Source organism: Sphingomonas sp., from assembly GCF_035490575.1.
GTDB lineage: Bacteria > Pseudomonadota > Alphaproteobacteria > Sphingomonadales > Sphingomonadaceae > Sphingomonas.
Genome location: NZ_DATJLI010000015.1, coordinates 16,378 through 32,131 on the forward strand (window position 1 = coordinate 16,378; position 15,754 = coordinate 32,131).

Below are 15,754 nucleotides of genomic sequence, written 5' to 3' on the forward strand. Positions count from 1 at the left end.
TCCGACCCTTTCCCCTGCCCTAGACCAAGCCGGATGGACTTGCCACAGCCCGCTTCACACGACCTGCCCGACGATATCGAATGGCGCGTCGAAACCGGACCCGTCGCCTATCACGATGCGGTGGCGGCGATGGAGGCGCGCGTCGCGGCGATCCGGGCGGGCGATGCGCGCGAGCAGGTCTGGCTGCTGGAACACCCGCCGCTCTACACCGCGGGCACCAGCGCCGATCCTGCCGAACTCATCGACCCGCGCTTTCCGGTGTTCAAGACCGGGCGGGGCGGGCGATATACCTATCACGGGCCGGGCCAGCGCATCGGTTATGTCATGCTCGACCTGGCGCGCCGGGGCCGCGACGTGCGATGCTATGTCCACGCGCTTGAGCAATGGGTCATCGCCGCGCTCGGCGATTGCGGCATCGCCGCCTTTCCCGTCGAAGGGCGCGTCGGCATCTGGACGCGCGAAGGCGGGGTCGAGGCAAAGATCGGCGCGATCGGCGTTCGCGTGCGCCAATGGGTGACGCTGCACGGCTTTTCGGTCAATCTGGCGCCGGACCTGTCGCATTTCGGCGGAATCGTGCCGTGCGGCCTGCCCGAATTTCCCGTGACCAGCAGCCAATTGGTTGGAAAGACGATCGATTCTGCAACCTTTGACGCCGCCCTGGCGTTATCGGCTCCGGCGTTCCTGGGTGCGCTCAATGGCGCTGATACCAAATGCAGGCTTGAGGGGCGTCGGCATAGCGATTAATGTCCACTTCGGTTTGGGTATTAACGGCCGGCAAGGCCAGCCAAATCCTTTTTCTAGGGAGCTCTACATGCGTGCACTCATCTCCAAGGTCGTTACCGGTTCGATGATCGCCGGCGCCGCGCTGCTGGTTTCGGCCTGCGGCGGCAACACCGAAACGACGACCGAGAACACTGTCGTCACCGACCTGAACACGACCGATCCGATGATGGACGGCACCATGACCGACAACATGACCGCTGTTGACGGCTCGATGGACACCATGGGCAACGACGCCATGATGATGAACGACACCATGATGTCGAATGACATGATGATGTCGAACGAGATGACCACCAACGCGATGTAATCGCGTTGGCTGGCGCAACCGCGCCGGTCACTTGATATACGGGGGGGCCGTCCGCATTCGCGGGCGGCCCCTTTGTTTTCAGGTCATTATTTTCGGCGCCTCGCCGATCTGGCAGCCCGGCAAAGCGGGCAAACGCCAAAATTGCCCCTTTGTCCCCGCATCAAAAAGGCTTAACGCTTCGGCTTGCCCGTCAAGGGCGCGTGTCCGAGTGTCGAGGGGATGTGATGAAACTGGTGCGTATGATCGGCGGCATGGTCGCGGCCGCGACATTGGGCATGGCGGCAACGCCGGCAAGCGCGCAGTTCTATTTCAAGTCGAAATCGTTGGCGGGCGAACGCGTCAACGGCAGCGAACCGGGCATCGTCGGCATGGAACTGCCCGGCGCGACCCGTGAGGAGCTGGACGCCGCCATGGTCTGGAATCTGCGCGCGGCATTGAACGTCGCGGCGCTGCAATGCCAGTTCGAACCGACGCTGCTGACGCTGCGTAACTATAACGGCATTCTCAAGGATCACGAAACCGAGCTGGCCGCCAGCTTTGCCACACTGGGCAAATATTTTCGCCGCACCAACAAGACGGTCAAGGCGGGGCAGACGGCGTTCGACCAGTTCGGCACGCGCGTCTATTCGGGCTATTCGACCGTTTCCGCCCAGCGCATCTTCTGCCAGACGGCAGGCGATATCGGCGAGGATGCGATTCACACGCCGCGCGGCCAATTGCACGATGTCGCCGCCCGCCGCCTGCGAGAGCTTCGCAATTCGCTGACGGCATGGGGGGAACAGCAATTCCCCTATGGCGGCTATGCCTATACGCTCCAGAATTACCAGCCGCGCCTGCCCGACTTCGCCAATGAAAAATGCTGGCGCAAGGATGAGTGGCAGGTCCGCCGGTGCGGCCTGCTGGGCGCGGGCATCGCGGTGGCGTCGAACTGATCCCGCCTCAGGCGGGTCGGCGCAGCACTGCGCTCCACGCATAACCGCGATACAGCGGCCTGAACGTCAGGTTCAGGCCGCTGCCGCGCGCGGCAATCTCCAGCCATGTCTCAAGCCCGGCGCGCGGCGTCACGTCGAACCGGTTGAGCCATGCGAACAGCGCGGCACGAAACGGGGCCGGCAAGCCTTCCTGCTGCCCGAAATCGACGATGTGCAATGCGCCCCCCGGCGCCAGCGCATCGCACGCCGCGGCGATCGCGCCCTGCCAGTCGGGGATCATCGACAGCGTATAGCTCATGAAGATGCGATCGGCCGCTTCGATGCCGAACAAGGCCGACGCCGCCCAATCGGTCGCATCGCCCTTTGCCAGCGTGATGCGCGACGACAGGCCGGCGGCAGCGACCTTGGCCGACGCGGTGTCGAGCATCGCGGCCGAGATATCGAAGCCGTAACACCGCGCCTCGGGCCATTCCCGCGCCGCCAGGATCAGGTTGCGGCCGGTGCCACATCCCACCTCGACCACGCTGCCGCCAGGTGGCGGCGCCAGTTCCGCGATCAACCGGTCGCGGCCCAGCAGATAATATTTGCGCGTCAGGTCATAGATGTGCCGCTGCCCGGCATAAATCGCATCCATGCGGCGCGCATGGTCGGCGCCGCTCATCCCTTCAGGACATACAGGTGCACGCCGCCATAAATGGCCGATCGGTCGCGGCGCGTGAAATCGGCCGATTCGTCGGCGCGGTAATCCCAGCGGTCGAGGATCGCGTCGGGCACGCGACCCGGCAACAGGCTGGGTCCGGCGGCGGTGCGGAACAGCACGCGCGCGCCGGACTTGGCGGTCCGGGTGATCGCGCTCCACAGCCGCGTCAGCACCGCATCGGTCATCCAGTCCTGCGCGTCGAGCAGGATGTAGCGGTCGAGCGATCCGTCGGGCATCCCGTCCAGATAATCGCACATATTGGCATGGCGCACCTCCACCCGGTCGACGCGCTCGCGCACCACCGCGTGATTGGCGGGCTTGAGATAGGGCGGCAGCGGCGCTGCGGGTCCCTCGCCATAGCCGCGCCCGAACGCCTGCCATGCGAAATAATTGTCGTTGAGCGGGAAATCGCAGGCCAGTTTCTCCAGCCGGTGCCGCAACACCGCCGAAATCCCCTGCGGATCGTCACTGGCCAGCGCGTCATATTGCGCGGGCGGAATGCCCAGGCCGAACAGCGATGCGGGCTGATCGACCAGCCAGCGCACGAAACGGCGGTCGAAAACCGGCGCGAACCGCGTGCGGAAAATCTCGCGCTGTTCCTCGATCGTGCGGGCATTCAGCATCTCGCGCGGGTCCAGCCCGTGCAGGCGCGCGACCAGATGCGCCGCGCCGATGAACCCGCCCAGCAACCCCTTGCGATAAAAGCCCTTCTGGAACCCGCCGATGCGCCGCCGCCCGATCAGGTCGCGACCCTCCCAGTATCGCCGTGTCGTCTCGTCCAGATGCGGGCGCACGTAGCGACGATAGGCCTCGACATTTTCGGGCCGGTTCGCCTGACCGAAAAAGCGATGGAATGCCGCATGGTCGGGCAGATGCCGCGCCGCCGCCAGCTTGAGCCGGTTCAGCGCGATATGCGCGGTGTTCAGGTCGACCGCCGTGATCCGCTTGGGGTCGGCGGTCAGATAGGACAGGACGTTGCAACCGCCGCTGGCAATCGTCACGACATGGCAATCGGGCGTCATCGCCAGCGCTTCCAGATCGACTTCGGGATCTTCCCAGATCTGGGCATAGACCAGTCCGCGAAACGCAAAGGTGAATGTGCGCTCCAGCAGGCCCTGTCGGGTCAGATGCTCATGGCGATGCACCGCACCGCGGACGGCGCGATTGGCGGGTGCTTTTACAGGCGACAGCATGGACGCGCCTTAAGGGTCGGGTGTGACAATGCAGTGGCTTGTCGATGACGCGGCCGCGACAATCGCGCGACACGCTTCGGTCAATCGCGGCAATAACCCTCACCCGGCTTCACGACGAGACAATTCTGCTTGTCCGCCAGCCATTTCAGGCCGGTGGCCTGCCCGTCGCCCGCACGCAGCACATGCTCGCCGTCGGGGCGGGAAAACATGATGCCCTCCGCCGTCGCGATCCCGTCGAACACGCCCTTGTCATCAAGCGAATATTGCATGTCGAGCCGGTAGCGGCCCGGCGCATCGCCCGCCTCGATCACCAGGTTCAACCCCTCCACGCCGCGCCAGCGCCCGATCCAGCTGTCCGCGCGCGCAACGGCATTCGCCGGCGCGCCCGCAGCTTCGCCCTCGCCCTCGCCGGCCGGCAGTTCGACGACATTCCCCGCCAGTCCCGCACGATTTTCCGCCGCGCGCGCTTCATCGTCCGCCGCGGGCGTGGCGGGCTGTCCGCACGCCGCCAGCACGATCGTCAGGCCAAGGATGGTGGCGGGATATTTCATGGCTTTCTCCGTCGCAGCATGACCCAAGCTAGGCAATCCGGCAGCCCTCGGCTAGAGCGGCGACACTGCCGATCCTGGGAACCGAACGATGCGCCGCCCGATCTTCCTCGCCTCCGACCATGCCGCCGTCGATCTGAAGGCCGATCTTGCGGCATGGCTGCGCGATCAGGGGCATGATGTCCGCGATCTGGGTCCTGAAACCACCGATCGCGTCGACTATCCCGATTTCGGCTACAAGCTGGCGCGTGCGGTCGCCGACACGCCGGACGCCCTCGGCATCGCGTTGTGCGGGTCGGGCATCGGCATTTCGATCGCGGTCAACCGTGTCGCCGAATGCCGCTGCGCCCTGGTGGCGGAACCAGTGTCGGCGGCGCTGGCGCGTGAACATAACGACGCCAATGTGATCGCGATGGGCGCGCGGCTGGTGGGACCCGACATGGCGCGCGCCTGTGTCGCCGCGTTTCTCGACACGCCCTTTGCCGGCGGCCGCCATGCCGCGCGCGTGGCCAAGCTGGGCACCCCCGCCTAAGCCATCAGCCCGACGATCAGCGTCAGCAGCCCGAGGCCCGCCGACAGCGGCACGCGCAGCGACAGCCACCATCCGGGCGTCAGCCCCTTTCGCGCCAGCCGGAAATCGATCCACAGGCTGGCCCAGATCGCCAGCGCCAGCGCAATCAGCGACGGTCCCGGCCATGGCCAGCCGACTGCCCACGGCACCGCGCATGCCAGCGCGAACAGGCTGGGCACCACCGCCGCGCCATACAGCCATCCGGGCGCGCGCTCATGCCCGGCCGCTGCCAGGCCCCACCACAGGCCACCCAGAAAGCTCAGGATCAGGCTGGCATAGGCAAAGCCCAGCGCTTGTGCGGCGAACCCGAATGACGGCGCCACCAGCGGCACCGCAACCGCGGCGATCTGCGGCAGCAACCCTGCGAAGCCCAGCATCCGGACCAGCGGCGGAACCGTGGTCGCCAACGGCACCGACCGGTCTTTGGTCACCATGCGTTCATTCCCATCATCAACAGTGGCATTCGCGCGCGCGCGGCTTTAGAGAAACGGCGAAACGGGGCGGCTGTCCCCGCCCCCACTCGACTCGAAAGGTTCGGCGCATGAGCACCAATCCCCGCACCCTGTCGGATGTCCAGCCCGACGGTTTTTTCTCCCGCGCGCTGGAACAGGCCGATCCTGAGGTTTTCGCCGGCGTTTCGCATGAACTGGAGCGCGAACGCCACCAGATCGAACTGATCGCCAGCGAGAATATCGTGTCGAAGGCGGTGCTGGAGGCGCAGGGCAGCGTCTTCACCAACAAATATGCCGAGGGCTATCCCGGCAAGCGTTACTATCAGGGCTGCGCGCCGTCGGACGAGGTGGAGACGCTGGCGATCGAGCGCGCCAAGGCGATCTTCGGCTGCAACTTCGCCAACGTCCAGCCGCATTCGGGCGCGCAGGCCAATGGCGCGGTGATGCTGGCGCTGACCAAGCCGGGCGACACGATCCTGGGCATGAGCCTCGATGCGGGCGGCCACCTGACGCACGGCGCGCGCGCCGCGATGTCGGGCAAATGGTTCAACGCCGTGCAATATGGCGTCCGGCGCGAGGATCATCTGATCGACTTCGATCAGGTCGAGGCGCTGGCGAAAGAACACAGGCCCGCGCTCATCATCGCGGGCGGCTCGGCCTATCCGCGCCAGATTGATTTTGCCCGCTTCCGCGCGATCGCCGATGAAGTCGGCGCGACCTTCATGGTCGACATGGCGCATTTCGCCGGCATCGTTGCCGGTGGCCTGCACCCCACCCCCTTCGGCCATGCCCATGTCGTGACCACAACCACGCACAAGACGCTACGCGGACCGCGCGGCGGCATGATCCTGACCAATGACGAAGCGATCGCCAAGAAGATCAACTCGGCGGTGTTCCCCGGCCTTCAGGGCGGCCCGCTGATGCACGTCATCGCCGCCAAGGCGGTTGCGTTCGGCGAAGCGCTGCGTCCCGAATATAAAAGCTATATCGCCGCCGTCGTCGAAAACGCCCGCGTGCTGGCGGCGACGCTGGGAGAGCGTGGCGCGAACCTCGTCGCGGGCGGCACCGACACGCATCTGGCGCTGGTCGACCTGTCGCCGCTGGGCGTCACCGGCCGCGATGCTGACGAAGCGCTCGAGCGCGCCGCGATCACCTGCAACAAGAACGGCATTCCCTTCGACCCCCTGCCCCCGGTCAAGACCAGCGGCATCCGCGTCGGCAGCCCGGCGGGCACGACCCGCGGCTTCGGCCCGGCCGAGTTCCGCGAAGTCGGCAACATGATCGCCGATGTGCTCGACGGCCTCAAGGCAAAGGGCGAACATGGGGACCCTTCGGTCGAGGCGGACGTTCGGACCCGCGTGCGCGCGTTGTGCGAGCGCTTCCCCATCTATTGAGGTCGAACATGGACAAGATCGAAAAGCCGCTGGGCAAGAGCATGGCCAAATGGGCCGCGCTGGGCGCCGTTGTCGCCATTCCCGTGCCGTTTGTCGGGCCGATCATCGGCGCCGCGGCGGGCGCGGGCTATGCCTATTACAAGGGCAAAAAGAAGACGCCGGGCATCTGAATGCGCTGCCCCTTTTGCGGCCATGACGACAGCCAGGTAAAGGATAGCCGCCCGTCGGAAGACGGGTCGGCTATCCGCCGTCGGCGCCAGTGCACCGCCTGCGCCGCCCGCTTCACGACGTTCGAGCGCATCCAGCTTCGCGAACTCGTCGTCCTTAAATCCGAAGCCAATGCCAGCGAGCCGCGGCGCGAACCCTTCGACCGTGACAAGCTGCTACGGTCGGTCTCGATCGCCTGTCGCAAGCGCCCCATCGATCAGGTGCGGATCGAACAACTGGTCTCCGGCATCCAGCGCCAGCTCGAAACCGGCGGCGAGGGAGAAGTCAGTTCGACCCGGATCGGCGAAATGGTGATGGAAGGCCTCAAGGGCCTCGATTCAGTCGCCTATATCCGCTTCGCCAGTGTGTATAAGGACTTTCGCGAAGCCCGCGATTTCGAAGCGTTCGCCGGCAGCGTATCCGAAGTCGCACGCGGCTAACGCCGGCCCGCTCCTGCGTGCCAACCCTGCGTGATATTGCACCCCGGCCATTCGCTGCTAGTCAGACGGGATGGCGATCCAGGGGTCGCGAAAGGGAGAGTGCGCGTTGGCCGGTCGCGGAGCGAAACCGCTCACCTCATCGCCGGACGACCTCGCGCTGGGCGCTGCGGCGCGGTTCCAGCCGTCGCTGATGCGCTTCTTCAGGCGCCGGGTCGGCGATGTGGCGGAGGCGGAGGATCTGGTTCAGGACGTCTTCGTGCGCCTGGCGCAGCGCGGCGATCTGGACCAGGTCGAGCATCTGGGCGGCTATGTCTTCGAAGCCGCCGCCAATGTGCTGCGCGACCGGGATCGGCGACGAAAGGCGCGCGCGGCCGGTTTGCACGATCCTTATGATATCGAACAGCATGGCGGTGTGGATTTCGCCCCGGATCGCGTCCTTGATGGGCAGGAGCGCCTGCGCCTGGCAAGCGCGGCATTGCTGGAATTGCCGGAAAGGACGCGCCACGTGTTCCTGTTGCGCCGGGTCGAAGGTCTTCGATACCAGGAGATCGCATCGCGCTTCGGCATTTCCGTCAGCGCGGTGGAAAAACATGTCCAGCGCGCCATGGCGTTCCTGATCGAACGGTTGGGTGAGGCATGAAAGGCGGGCAACCCGATATCCTTGCGGGCATGTCCCCGGTGGAAGCGGCGGCCTATTGGCGGATGCGGCATGATCGCGGCATATTGTCGGGGCCGGACGCCGCGCGGTTCGAACACTGGATCGACGCCGATGCCGCCCATGCCCATGCCTGGCGACAGGCGCAGGGGCTGTGGGACTTGTTCGACCGGCCTGATGATCCGCATCTGGACGCAATGCGCGCCGCCGCGCTGGCCGATGGCACGCCCGCGCGGTCGGCCTTTGGCACGATCCGGGCGGGGGTGGCCGCGTCGCTTGCCCTTGCGCTGCTGGCGCTGGCATCCGACGGCGGGCGCGGGGTATCGGATATGGCTGAAACGGCGCAGGTCGCTGCCGCGGCCCAACCGCGACATTATCAAACCAGGCGGGGCGAACGGCTGAACGTCGTGCTACCGGACGAGACGTTGCTGACGCTCGACACCGATACGGCGGTGGAAGTGGTGTTCGAGGACCGGCGGCGAACCGTGCGGCTGACGCGCGGACAGGCGCTGTTCGAAGTCGCGAAGGACCCCCGGCGCCCCTTTACGGTCGAGGCCGGCGACCGGCGCGTCACCGCGCTGGGCACCACGTTCGATGTCGCGCTGAACGCGTCGGCCGTGGCCGTGATGCTGGTGGAGGGGCGCGTCGCCGTTACCGACGTCCGGCCGCCGGCCGCCGGCGTCCGCACCGTGGTCCTGCGGCCGGGTCAGGCCCTGACCGCCGGGCATGGCGGGCCGGCGCGGGTGAGGCCGGTGGATATCGAGGGCGCCTTGCTGTGGCGCGACGGACTGATCTCGCTGGAGGACGTGACGCTGGCGCACGCCGTGGGCCAGCTCAACCGCTATTCGTCGCGCCCGATGACGGTGCGCGATCCCGCCATCGCCGGACTGCGCGTCAGCGGCGTCTTTCGCACCGGTGCGCCCGAGCGGTTTGTGGCCAGCATTGCCGAGGTCCTGCCGGTTGCCGCACGACCAACGCGAACCGGCATCGAAATCGTCCCCGACGCCCACCCCGAACCTGCGGAAGCGCCGATATAATCCTTTTTGTCGGATTATTGGTGTGGGTTTTTCCATCCCCTGCGTCTTTTGAAATCAGGAGGCCATCAGAGCGCCGCCACAGGAAGGGGATTATGAGGACCACGATCAGCATTCGCGCGCTCGCTCTTGCCGGCATGGCCGTCGCGCCCATCTGGGCGACGCCCGCACTGGCCATGTCCGATGCCGTCCGCGGGACGATGATCGACATTCCGGCACAGGATCTTGGGTCCGCGCTGGTCTATCTGGGTCGTCAGACGGGGCAGGAAGTCGTGTTTGCACCCCAGCTCGTGGCCGGCAAGCGCGCCAGTCCGGTGCGCGGCAGGATGTCCGGCGAGGAAGCGGTCAGGCGCCTGTTGCGCGGAACCGGCCTGGCCGCGCGCGCGACTACCCAGGGCGGACTGGTCATCGAAGCCAGTCCGGCCCGCCTGTCGGCCCGGCCCGCCAGCGCCTTTTCCCTGCAGGATATGCCGCAAGGCAGCGACAACATGCCCCCCGCCGCCGAACCGGCGGTTGCCGACGCGCCGCAGGAGGACATCGTCGTCACCGGCATCCGTGCCAGCCTCAGTTCGGCACAGGCCCGCAAGCGCGATGCGGCTCAGATCGTCGATTCGATCGTTGCCCAGGACATCGGCAAGCTGCCCGATGTCAACGTGGCCGAAGCATTGCAGCGGATCACCGGCGTGCAGATCAGCCGCAACCAGGGCGAAGGCTCCGGCATCGCCATTCGCGGCCTGACGCAGGTTCGCACCGAGCTTGATGGCCGCTCGATCTTCACTTCCGGCGGGCGCACCTTGTCGTTCGAGGATGTGCCGTCGGAACTGCTGGCCGGGGCGGATGTCTACAAAAGCCCGACCGCTGACCAGATCGAAGGGGGCATTGGCGGGCTGGTCAACCTCAGGCTCAGGAAGCCGCTGGACTTTGACGGGTTCGAAGCGGCTGCACAGGCGCGCGCGACCTATTACGACTTTGCCGACCGGGCCGCGCCACAGGTTTCCGCCCTGATAAGCAATCGTTGGGATACCGGCATCGGCGAGATCGGCGTGCTGTTGTCGGGCGCGTATCAGCACACCAATTTCCGCAGCGACTTCAACGCGGTCGAGCCCTTCAACCTGCGCCGTGACCTGGTCGACCTGAACGGTAACGGCGTGCCGGGTGAAGAGGCCGACGCAATCTTTGCCCCCGGCGGCGGCGGCGTGCGGTCGGAACAGGGAACGCGTGACCGATACGGCGCCAACCTGGCGATCCAGTGGCGCCCCAGCGACTCGCTCGAACTCTATGTCGACGGTCTCTACTCGCTGTATGAAATCGGCTCGAACACCAGCCTGTTCTATGCACTGGGCAACTCGGCCGATCCGGACGACATGCAGGCTGGCGGCGACTTTACGGTGGTGGAGGGCACCAACAGCTTCCAGTCGGGCACATGGCGCAATGTCCGGCTGCAGCAAAGCACCTATACAGACCGCCGCGAATCGCAGACGTGGCAGCTTGCCGGCGGTTTCCGCTGGGAACGCGATGCAGTGAAATGGCGCACCGACCTGTCCTATACCGACGCGCGCACCGATACCGCCTATCGCTCGTTGTCGTTCCGCGGATTCACGCCGACGCTGACGCAGGACCTGTCGGGCGGTTTCGCCTCGCTGGAGACCGGCGGCATCGACCTGACCGATCCGGCCCGCTTCACCTATGACAACGCCTCGGAATATATCTCCAGCAATTCCGGTTCGGAGGTCGCGGTGCAGAGCGATGCCGAGTTCGAGATCGACGGCGGCTTTCTGAAAAAGGTGAAGATCGGCGTTCGCTATGCCGATCGCGGTGCGGTCGACGGCAATGTCTATGTCTTCAACGACCTGACCGACTTCCCTGCATCCTTCTATCCCGGCGGGGTCGGCACGGCGGATCTGGACCTGTTCCGGCGCGGCACGTATCGCGACCGTGTCAACGTGCCCCAGCGTTTCCTGGCCCCGCCGCTTGGGGCGGTCGAGGATTTCCAGCAGGTGCGCGACGCGTTCGGTCTGCCCTCAGGGGAGCCGCAACTTTCGCCGCTGACGCAGTTCGACCTTTCCGAACGAACCGGCGCGCTCTACATCACGGGTGACTATGGCTTTGATGTCGGCACGGTTCGCATCACCGGCAATGCCGGCGTGCGCGTCATCCGCACCCAGGTCAGCACCACCGGTTTCCAGGTGGCGGAAGGCGGCGGCTTTGCGCCGCTCAGCGTTGGCGGCACCTATGTCAGCGCGCTGCCCAACTTCAACATCCGCGCCGACCTGACCGACCGGCTGACGCTGCGCGGGGCCGCCTCGCGCGGGTTGACGCGACCGAACTTCACCGACTTGTCGCCCTCGCTGGCGGTCGACTATCTGTTCCTCACCGGATCGGCAGGCAACCCGGCACTCGGCCCGCTGACCGCCGACCAGTTCGACATATCGCTCGAATATTATCTGTCGCGCACCAGCCTGATCTATGCTGCCGGGTTCATGAAAAATGTCGACGGCTTCATCACCAATGTGATCGGCAACGAGGTCATCAACGGGCAGGTGTTCGAAATCCGCCGGCCCCAGAACGGCGAAAGCGGCGAAATCCGGGGTTTCGAACTCGGCTGGAACCAGTTTCTGGACTTTCTGCCCGGACCGCTCGATGGCCTCGGTTTCCAGGCGAACTACACCTATGTCGACAGCGAGGCGCCCGGCCCGCTGGCCGGGCAGACCGTCCCACTGGAGGGGCTGTCACGACACAGCTTCAACCTGATCGGTCTGTATGAAAAAGGCCCGCTGTCGATGCGCGTGGCCTATAACTGGCGCGACGCTTTCGTGGCGACCACGGCGGGGCCGGGCTCAGGCTCCAACCCGATCTATAATGACGGCGGCGGCGTGCTCGACGCCTCGGTCAACTTCGATGTGACCGACAACCTGTCCGTCACCATTGACGGCGCCAACCTGACCCGGACCCCTACCGTCACCTATTTCGGGGAAACATTCCGCCCGCGCGAGAATTCGGTGACCGACCGCCGCATCAGCGCCGGTATCCGGGCACGGTTCTGAAATGACGGTGACGAAGCACGCCGCGCGGCCGCGCTTTCGCCGCCGCATCGCGCTTGCCATGCTGGCGCTGGGCGCGCCGGCCATGGCGGAGGAAGTGCCGTTCAATACCGACTGGCGATTCCACCGCGACGGGCAGGCGTTCGATCCTGCCCGCGCAGAGACGGTCGCCCTGCCGCACACCGCCCGGCTGGAGCCGCGCGTGGTAAACGACCAGTGGCAGGGCGACGCCTGGTATGTCCGCGCCTTCGAAGCGCCGCCGGCATGGCGCGACAAGACGGTGATGCTGCGTTTTGAAGCGGCGATGAACGTGGCCGATGTCTGGATCAACGATCGCCACGTCGCGCGGCACCTGGGCGGCTATCTGCCATTCACCGTCGACCTGACGCCGCATTTGTCGATCGGCGGATCGAACGTGGTGCGGGTGCGGCTGGACAATCGCGACAACCCCGTCACCGGGCCAAAGCCGCTCGATCAACTCGACTTCAACACTTATGGCGGCCTGTATCGCGGGGTCACGCTCATGGTGAAGCCGCCCGTTCACCTGAGCGACGAGATGCTGGCCGACCGGGTGGCCGGCGGCGGGCTGTTCGTCACCTATCCCGATGTTTCGGTCGACAGCGCCACGGTCGCGCTGGCCGCCGACGTGCGAAACGCCGGCACGGTTGCGGCGACCGCGACGGTCACGCACCGGCTCTACAACGGCGATCGGCTGGTGGCCGAAAGCACCGCGTCACGGCCGGTCGCGGCGGGCGCGTATCAGCGCGACGAACAACGGCTGTCGGTCGCCGTCCCGCGCCTGTGGTCGCCGACGTCGCCCAATCTCTATCGGTTGGTGACGAGCGTTGGCGACGGCGTTCACGCACCCGACGTGACCGAACGGCGGATCGGTATCCGGACGCTGGCCATCACGCGCAACGGTTTCGCGATCAACGGCAAGCGCATGTTCCTGCGCGGCGTCAACCGGCACCAGGAATATCCCTATGTCGGCTATGCGCTGTCGCCCCAGGCGGATCGCCGCGACGCCCGGCGCATCAAGGAAGCCGGTTTCGACTATGTCCGGCTGTCGCACTACCCGCAATCGCGCGCGTTCATGGACGCCGCGGACGAACTGGGGCTGGTGCTGGTCGACGCGATCCCGTCATGGCAGTTCAGAAATCCCGACCCGGCGTTTCGCGAACAGGTGATGCGAACCTGCCGCGACATGATCCGGCGCGACCGCAACCATGCCAGCGTCATGGCCTGGGAATGCTCGCTCAACGAAACCGAAATGCCGGTCGAAATGGTTCGGGCGTTCGACCGCATTGTCCATGCCGAATATCCCGGCGATCAGGCCTGGTCGGCCGGCTGGCAGAATGACGGCTACGACATCTATCTCCAGGCGCGCCAGCATCGGCTTCAGCATTATACCCCGCCCGACCGGCCCTATATCGTCTCCGAATATGGGGACTGGGAATATTACGCCCAGAATGCGGGCTTCGCGCAGGATAGCTGGGGCGACTTGAAGGAAGAGGTTCGCACCTCGCGCCAGGCGCTGTCGGCGGGTGAGGCGCGCCTTTTGCAACAGGCGACCAACGTTCAGGAAGCGCATGACGACAACCTGTCCACCCCGGCCTTCGCCGATGGATACTGGGTCATGTTCGATTATAATCGCGGCTATGCCGACGATCTCGAACTGTCGGGGGTGATGAGCCTCGAGCGACTGCCCAAATACGCCTATTGGTTCTTTCGCTCCCAACGCGACGCCGACGAACCGGCGATCGGCTATGACGGCGGGCCGATGGTCAGGATCGCCAGCGACTGGACCGCCGCATCGACGCCGAACGTCCGCGTCTTTACCAACGCCGAAGAGGTCGCGCTGAGCCTCAACGGCCGCGTGATCGCACGACGCCGGCCCGAGCGCGACCGGATCAGCGGACGCATCGCCCACCCTCCCGTCCGGTTTTTCACTGGCGGCTTCGCGCCCGGCACGCTGGAAGCAATCGCCTATATCGGCGGTCGCGAAGTGGCCCGCCACGCCGTCACCACCGCTGGTCCGGCGGCAGGGCTGTGCGTTGCGCTGGATGACGGGGGCGTTCCCGCCGGCGCGCGCGACCTGCTGTTCCTGCGCGCGCGCGTTATCGACCAGGCGGGTGTGACCGTGCCGACAGCGCGCGACCGGGTTCGCTTCACCGCCGGCGATGGATGGGAAATCGTCGGCTCTGCCGAATCGGATGCGGAATCGGGCATCGCCTCCGTCCTGGTGCGCGCGCCCGAAAATGGCGGCACGGGCAGCTTTTCGGCCGTCAGCGTGGACGGCGCTCTGGAAACCACGGGCTGCGACCCGGCATAAGGGGGCTGGATATGGAACTGGCGCGTTGTCTGCTGCTGGGTTGGCTGGTCATGCTGGCCCAGGTCGCCTTCCCCGTCCCCGCAAATGCACAGCGCCTCGATCTGACGCAGGACTGGCGCTTTCACCGCGGGGAAGCGATGGGCGCCGACGCGGTCGCATTCGACGACGATGACTGGAAACGGGTATCGGTGCCGCATGACTGGGCGATCATGGACCGGCCGGACGGCACGCCGCCCTTTGACCCGGCTGCCGCCGGTGGTCAGGATTCGGGGTATCTGCCCGGCGGCATCGGCTGGTATCGCCGGGTCGTCACGCTGGATGCCGCAGCCGCAGCGCGCGTCGCGCGCCTCGCGTTCGAAGCGGTCTATATGGATGCTCGGGTCTGGGTGAACGGCAAGCAGCTCGCGCACCACGCCTATGGCTACAGTGCATTCGCGATCGACCTGACCGGCGTGCTGAAGCCCGGCCGCAACGTGATTGCAGTGCGCGTGAACCATCAGGACCCGTCGTCGCGCTGGTATGCGGGATCGGGGATCATCCGCCCGGTTCATCTGGAACTGCTCGATCCCGTACACATGGACCGCGACGGGTTGTTCATCACCACGCCTGTGGCCACCGCCGAACATGGGGAGGTGTCGGTTGAAACCCCGGTCCGCAACCGAGGCGACACCGCGACAACGGTCGAGCTGTTCTCGGCGATCGTCGACGGCAATGGCCGCAACGTGGCTGAAATGACCGACAGTCGGCGGGTCGATGCCGGTGGCGTCGTTTCGTTCCGGCAACGGCTTGCCATCGCGCGCCCGAACCTGTGGTCGCCCGACACGCCCGATCTCTACCACCTGCGTCAAACAGTAAGCGTCGCCGGCCGTCCGCTCGACACGCGCACCACGCGCTTTGGCATCCGCCACGTTACCTTCGATGCGAAGGGCGGCCTGCGCGTCAACGGGGAGGCTGTGCTGCTGCGCGGCGGCAATATCCATCACGACAATTATATGCTGGGCGCCGCCGGATGGCCCGACGCCGACCGGCGGAAGGTCGCGGTGATGAAAGCCGCCGGCTACAACGCCATCCGCAGCGCGCATAACCCCGCCAGCCAGGCGACGCTGGACGCCGCCGACGCGCTTGGGATGCTGGTGATCGACGAAGCGTTCGACATGTGGAACCA

Annotated in this window: 16 protein-coding genes; 12 read left to right on the plus strand and 4 right to left on the minus strand. The window is 66.0% G+C overall.

Annotated elements, in window-relative coordinates; all coding sequences use genetic code 11:
- Positions 1–33 precede the first annotated feature (33 nt).
- The 3 genes from lipB (at position 34) to VL973_RS00995 (ending at position 2,022) form a co-directional block, all read left to right on the plus strand.
- Positions 34–744, plus strand: coding sequence for a lipoyl(octanoyl) transferase LipB (gene lipB / locus VL973_RS00985; protein ID WP_414712174.1), 711 nt, complete (start codon positions 34–36; stop codon positions 742–744).
- 67 nt (positions 745–811) lie between these two features.
- Positions 812–1,090, plus strand: coding sequence for a hypothetical protein (locus VL973_RS00990; RefSeq protein WP_325282169.1), 279 nt, complete (start codon positions 812–814; stop codon positions 1,088–1,090).
- A 224-nt stretch (positions 1,091–1,314) separates the two neighbouring features.
- Entirely contained in the window at positions 1,315–2,022 is a 708-nt protein-coding gene (locus tag VL973_RS00995) for a hypothetical protein (protein WP_325282170.1), read from the plus strand.
- A gap of 7 nt (positions 2,023–2,029) precedes the next feature.
- Here the strand turns inward: VL973_RS00995 and VL973_RS01000 are convergent, their stop codons facing one another.
- The 3 genes from VL973_RS01000 to VL973_RS01010 all read right to left on the minus strand — a co-directional run bounded on the left by VL973_RS01000 (position 2,030) and on the right by VL973_RS01010 (position 4,466).
- A complete protein-coding gene (locus VL973_RS01000) occupies positions 2,030–2,683 on the minus strand; it encodes a class I SAM-dependent methyltransferase (RefSeq protein WP_325282171.1) in 654 nt (217 codons plus the stop codon).
- Positions 2,680–3,915 carry a BtaA family protein gene (locus tag VL973_RS01005; RefSeq protein WP_325282172.1) on the minus strand — a complete coding sequence of 412 codons (1,236 nt, stop codon included), beginning with the start codon at positions 3,913–3,915 and terminating at the stop codon, positions 2,680–2,682. The genes VL973_RS01000 and VL973_RS01005 overlap by 4 nt, the downstream gene beginning before the upstream one ends.
- Before the next feature lie 80 nt (positions 3,916–3,995).
- Entirely contained in the window at positions 3,996–4,466 is a 471-nt protein-coding gene (locus VL973_RS01010; protein ID WP_325282173.1) for a hypothetical protein, read from the minus strand.
- A gap of 88 nt (positions 4,467–4,554) precedes the next feature.
- Between VL973_RS01010 and VL973_RS01015 the strand changes: the two genes are divergently transcribed.
- A complete protein-coding gene (locus VL973_RS01015) occupies positions 4,555–4,995 on the plus strand; it encodes an RpiB/LacA/LacB family sugar-phosphate isomerase (protein ID WP_325282174.1) in 441 nt (146 codons plus the stop codon).
- Here VL973_RS01015 and VL973_RS01020 read toward each other — a convergent pair.
- Complete coding sequence (locus tag VL973_RS01020) at positions 4,992–5,468, minus strand: DUF3429 domain-containing protein (RefSeq protein WP_325282175.1); 477 nt, start codon at positions 5,466–5,468, stop codon at positions 4,992–4,994. The genes VL973_RS01015 and VL973_RS01020 overlap by 4 nt on opposite strands.
- Positions 5,469–5,575: 107 nt before the next feature.
- Here VL973_RS01020 and glyA point away from each other — a divergent pair, with 107 nt between their 5' ends.
- From glyA to VL973_RS01060, 8 genes are all read left to right on the plus strand, one after another.
- Entirely contained in the window at positions 5,576–6,880 is a 1,305-nt protein-coding gene (glyA, locus tag VL973_RS01025) for a serine hydroxymethyltransferase (protein WP_325282176.1), read from the plus strand.
- Between the two features lie 8 nt (positions 6,881–6,888).
- The gene (locus tag VL973_RS01030) at positions 6,889–7,050 is read left to right on the plus strand and encodes a hypothetical protein (protein WP_325282177.1); all 162 of its coding nucleotides are present in this window, start codon (positions 6,889–6,891) and stop codon (positions 7,048–7,050) included.
- Positions 7,051–7,527 (plus strand): transcriptional regulator NrdR, encoded by a 477-nt coding sequence (gene nrdR, locus VL973_RS01035; RefSeq protein ID WP_325282178.1) that lies wholly within the window; start codon positions 7,051–7,053, stop codon positions 7,525–7,527.
- Between the two features lie 106 nt (positions 7,528–7,633).
- Positions 7,634–8,167, plus strand: coding sequence for an RNA polymerase sigma factor (locus VL973_RS01040; RefSeq protein WP_325282179.1), 534 nt, complete (start codon positions 7,634–7,636; stop codon positions 8,165–8,167).
- Positions 8,164–9,219 carry a FecR family protein gene (locus VL973_RS01045; protein ID WP_325282180.1) on the plus strand — a complete coding sequence of 352 codons (1,056 nt, stop codon included), beginning with the start codon at positions 8,164–8,166 and terminating at the stop codon, positions 9,217–9,219. The genes VL973_RS01040 and VL973_RS01045 overlap by 4 nt, the downstream gene beginning before the upstream one ends.
- Before the next feature lie 92 nt (positions 9,220–9,311).
- Positions 9,312–12,260, plus strand: coding sequence for a TonB-dependent receptor (locus VL973_RS01050; protein WP_325282181.1), 2,949 nt, complete (start codon positions 9,312–9,314; stop codon positions 12,258–12,260).
- A 1-nt stretch (position 12,261) separates the two neighbouring features.
- Complete coding sequence (locus VL973_RS01055; protein WP_325282182.1) at positions 12,262–14,589, plus strand: glycoside hydrolase family 2 TIM barrel-domain containing protein; 2,328 nt, start codon at positions 12,262–12,264, stop codon at positions 14,587–14,589.
- 11 nt (positions 14,590–14,600) lie between these two features.
- The coding region (locus VL973_RS01060; RefSeq protein WP_325282183.1) for a glycoside hydrolase family 2 protein at positions 14,601–15,754 on the plus strand (1,154 nt) is incomplete at its 3' end.

Bases quoted from the DNA above. Each gene is read 5' to 3' on its own strand.
- VL973_RS01020 (WP_325282175.1), bottom strand. From the start codon at position 5,468: ATGGTGACCAAAGACCGGTCGGTGCCGTTGGCGACCACGGTTCCGCCG.
- VL973_RS01030 (WP_325282177.1), top strand. From the start codon at position 6,889: ATGGACAAGATCGAAAAGCCGCTGGGCAAGAGCATGGCCAAATGGGCC.
- VL973_RS01005 (WP_325282172.1), bottom strand. From the start codon at position 3,915: ATGCTGTCGCCTGTAAAAGCACCCGCCAATCGCGCCGTCCGCGGTGCG.
- VL973_RS01045 (WP_325282180.1), top strand. From the start codon at position 8,164: ATGAAAGGCGGGCAACCCGATATCCTTGCGGGCATGTCCCCGGTGGAA.
- VL973_RS01010 (WP_325282173.1), bottom strand. From the start codon at position 4,466: ATGAAATATCCCGCCACCATCCTTGGCCTGACGATCGTGCTGGCGGCG.
- VL973_RS01015 (WP_325282174.1), top strand. From the start codon at position 4,555: ATGCGCCGCCCGATCTTCCTCGCCTCCGACCATGCCGCCGTCGATCTG.
- lipB (WP_414712174.1), top strand. From the start codon at position 34: ATGGACTTGCCACAGCCCGCTTCACACGACCTGCCCGACGATATCGAA.
- VL973_RS01000 (WP_325282171.1), bottom strand. From the start codon at position 2,683: ATGAGCGGCGCCGACCATGCGCGCCGCATGGATGCGATTTATGCCGGG.
- VL973_RS00995 (WP_325282170.1), top strand. From the start codon at position 1,315: ATGAAACTGGTGCGTATGATCGGCGGCATGGTCGCGGCCGCGACATTG.
- glyA (WP_325282176.1), top strand. From the start codon at position 5,576: ATGAGCACCAATCCCCGCACCCTGTCGGATGTCCAGCCCGACGGTTTT.
- VL973_RS00990 (WP_325282169.1), top strand. From the start codon at position 812: ATGCGTGCACTCATCTCCAAGGTCGTTACCGGTTCGATGATCGCCGGC.
- nrdR (WP_325282178.1), top strand. From the start codon at position 7,051: ATGCGCTGCCCCTTTTGCGGCCATGACGACAGCCAGGTAAAGGATAGC.
- VL973_RS01050 (WP_325282181.1), top strand. From the start codon at position 9,312: ATGAGGACCACGATCAGCATTCGCGCGCTCGCTCTTGCCGGCATGGCC.
- VL973_RS01055 (WP_325282182.1), top strand. From the start codon at position 12,262: ATGACGGTGACGAAGCACGCCGCGCGGCCGCGCTTTCGCCGCCGCATC.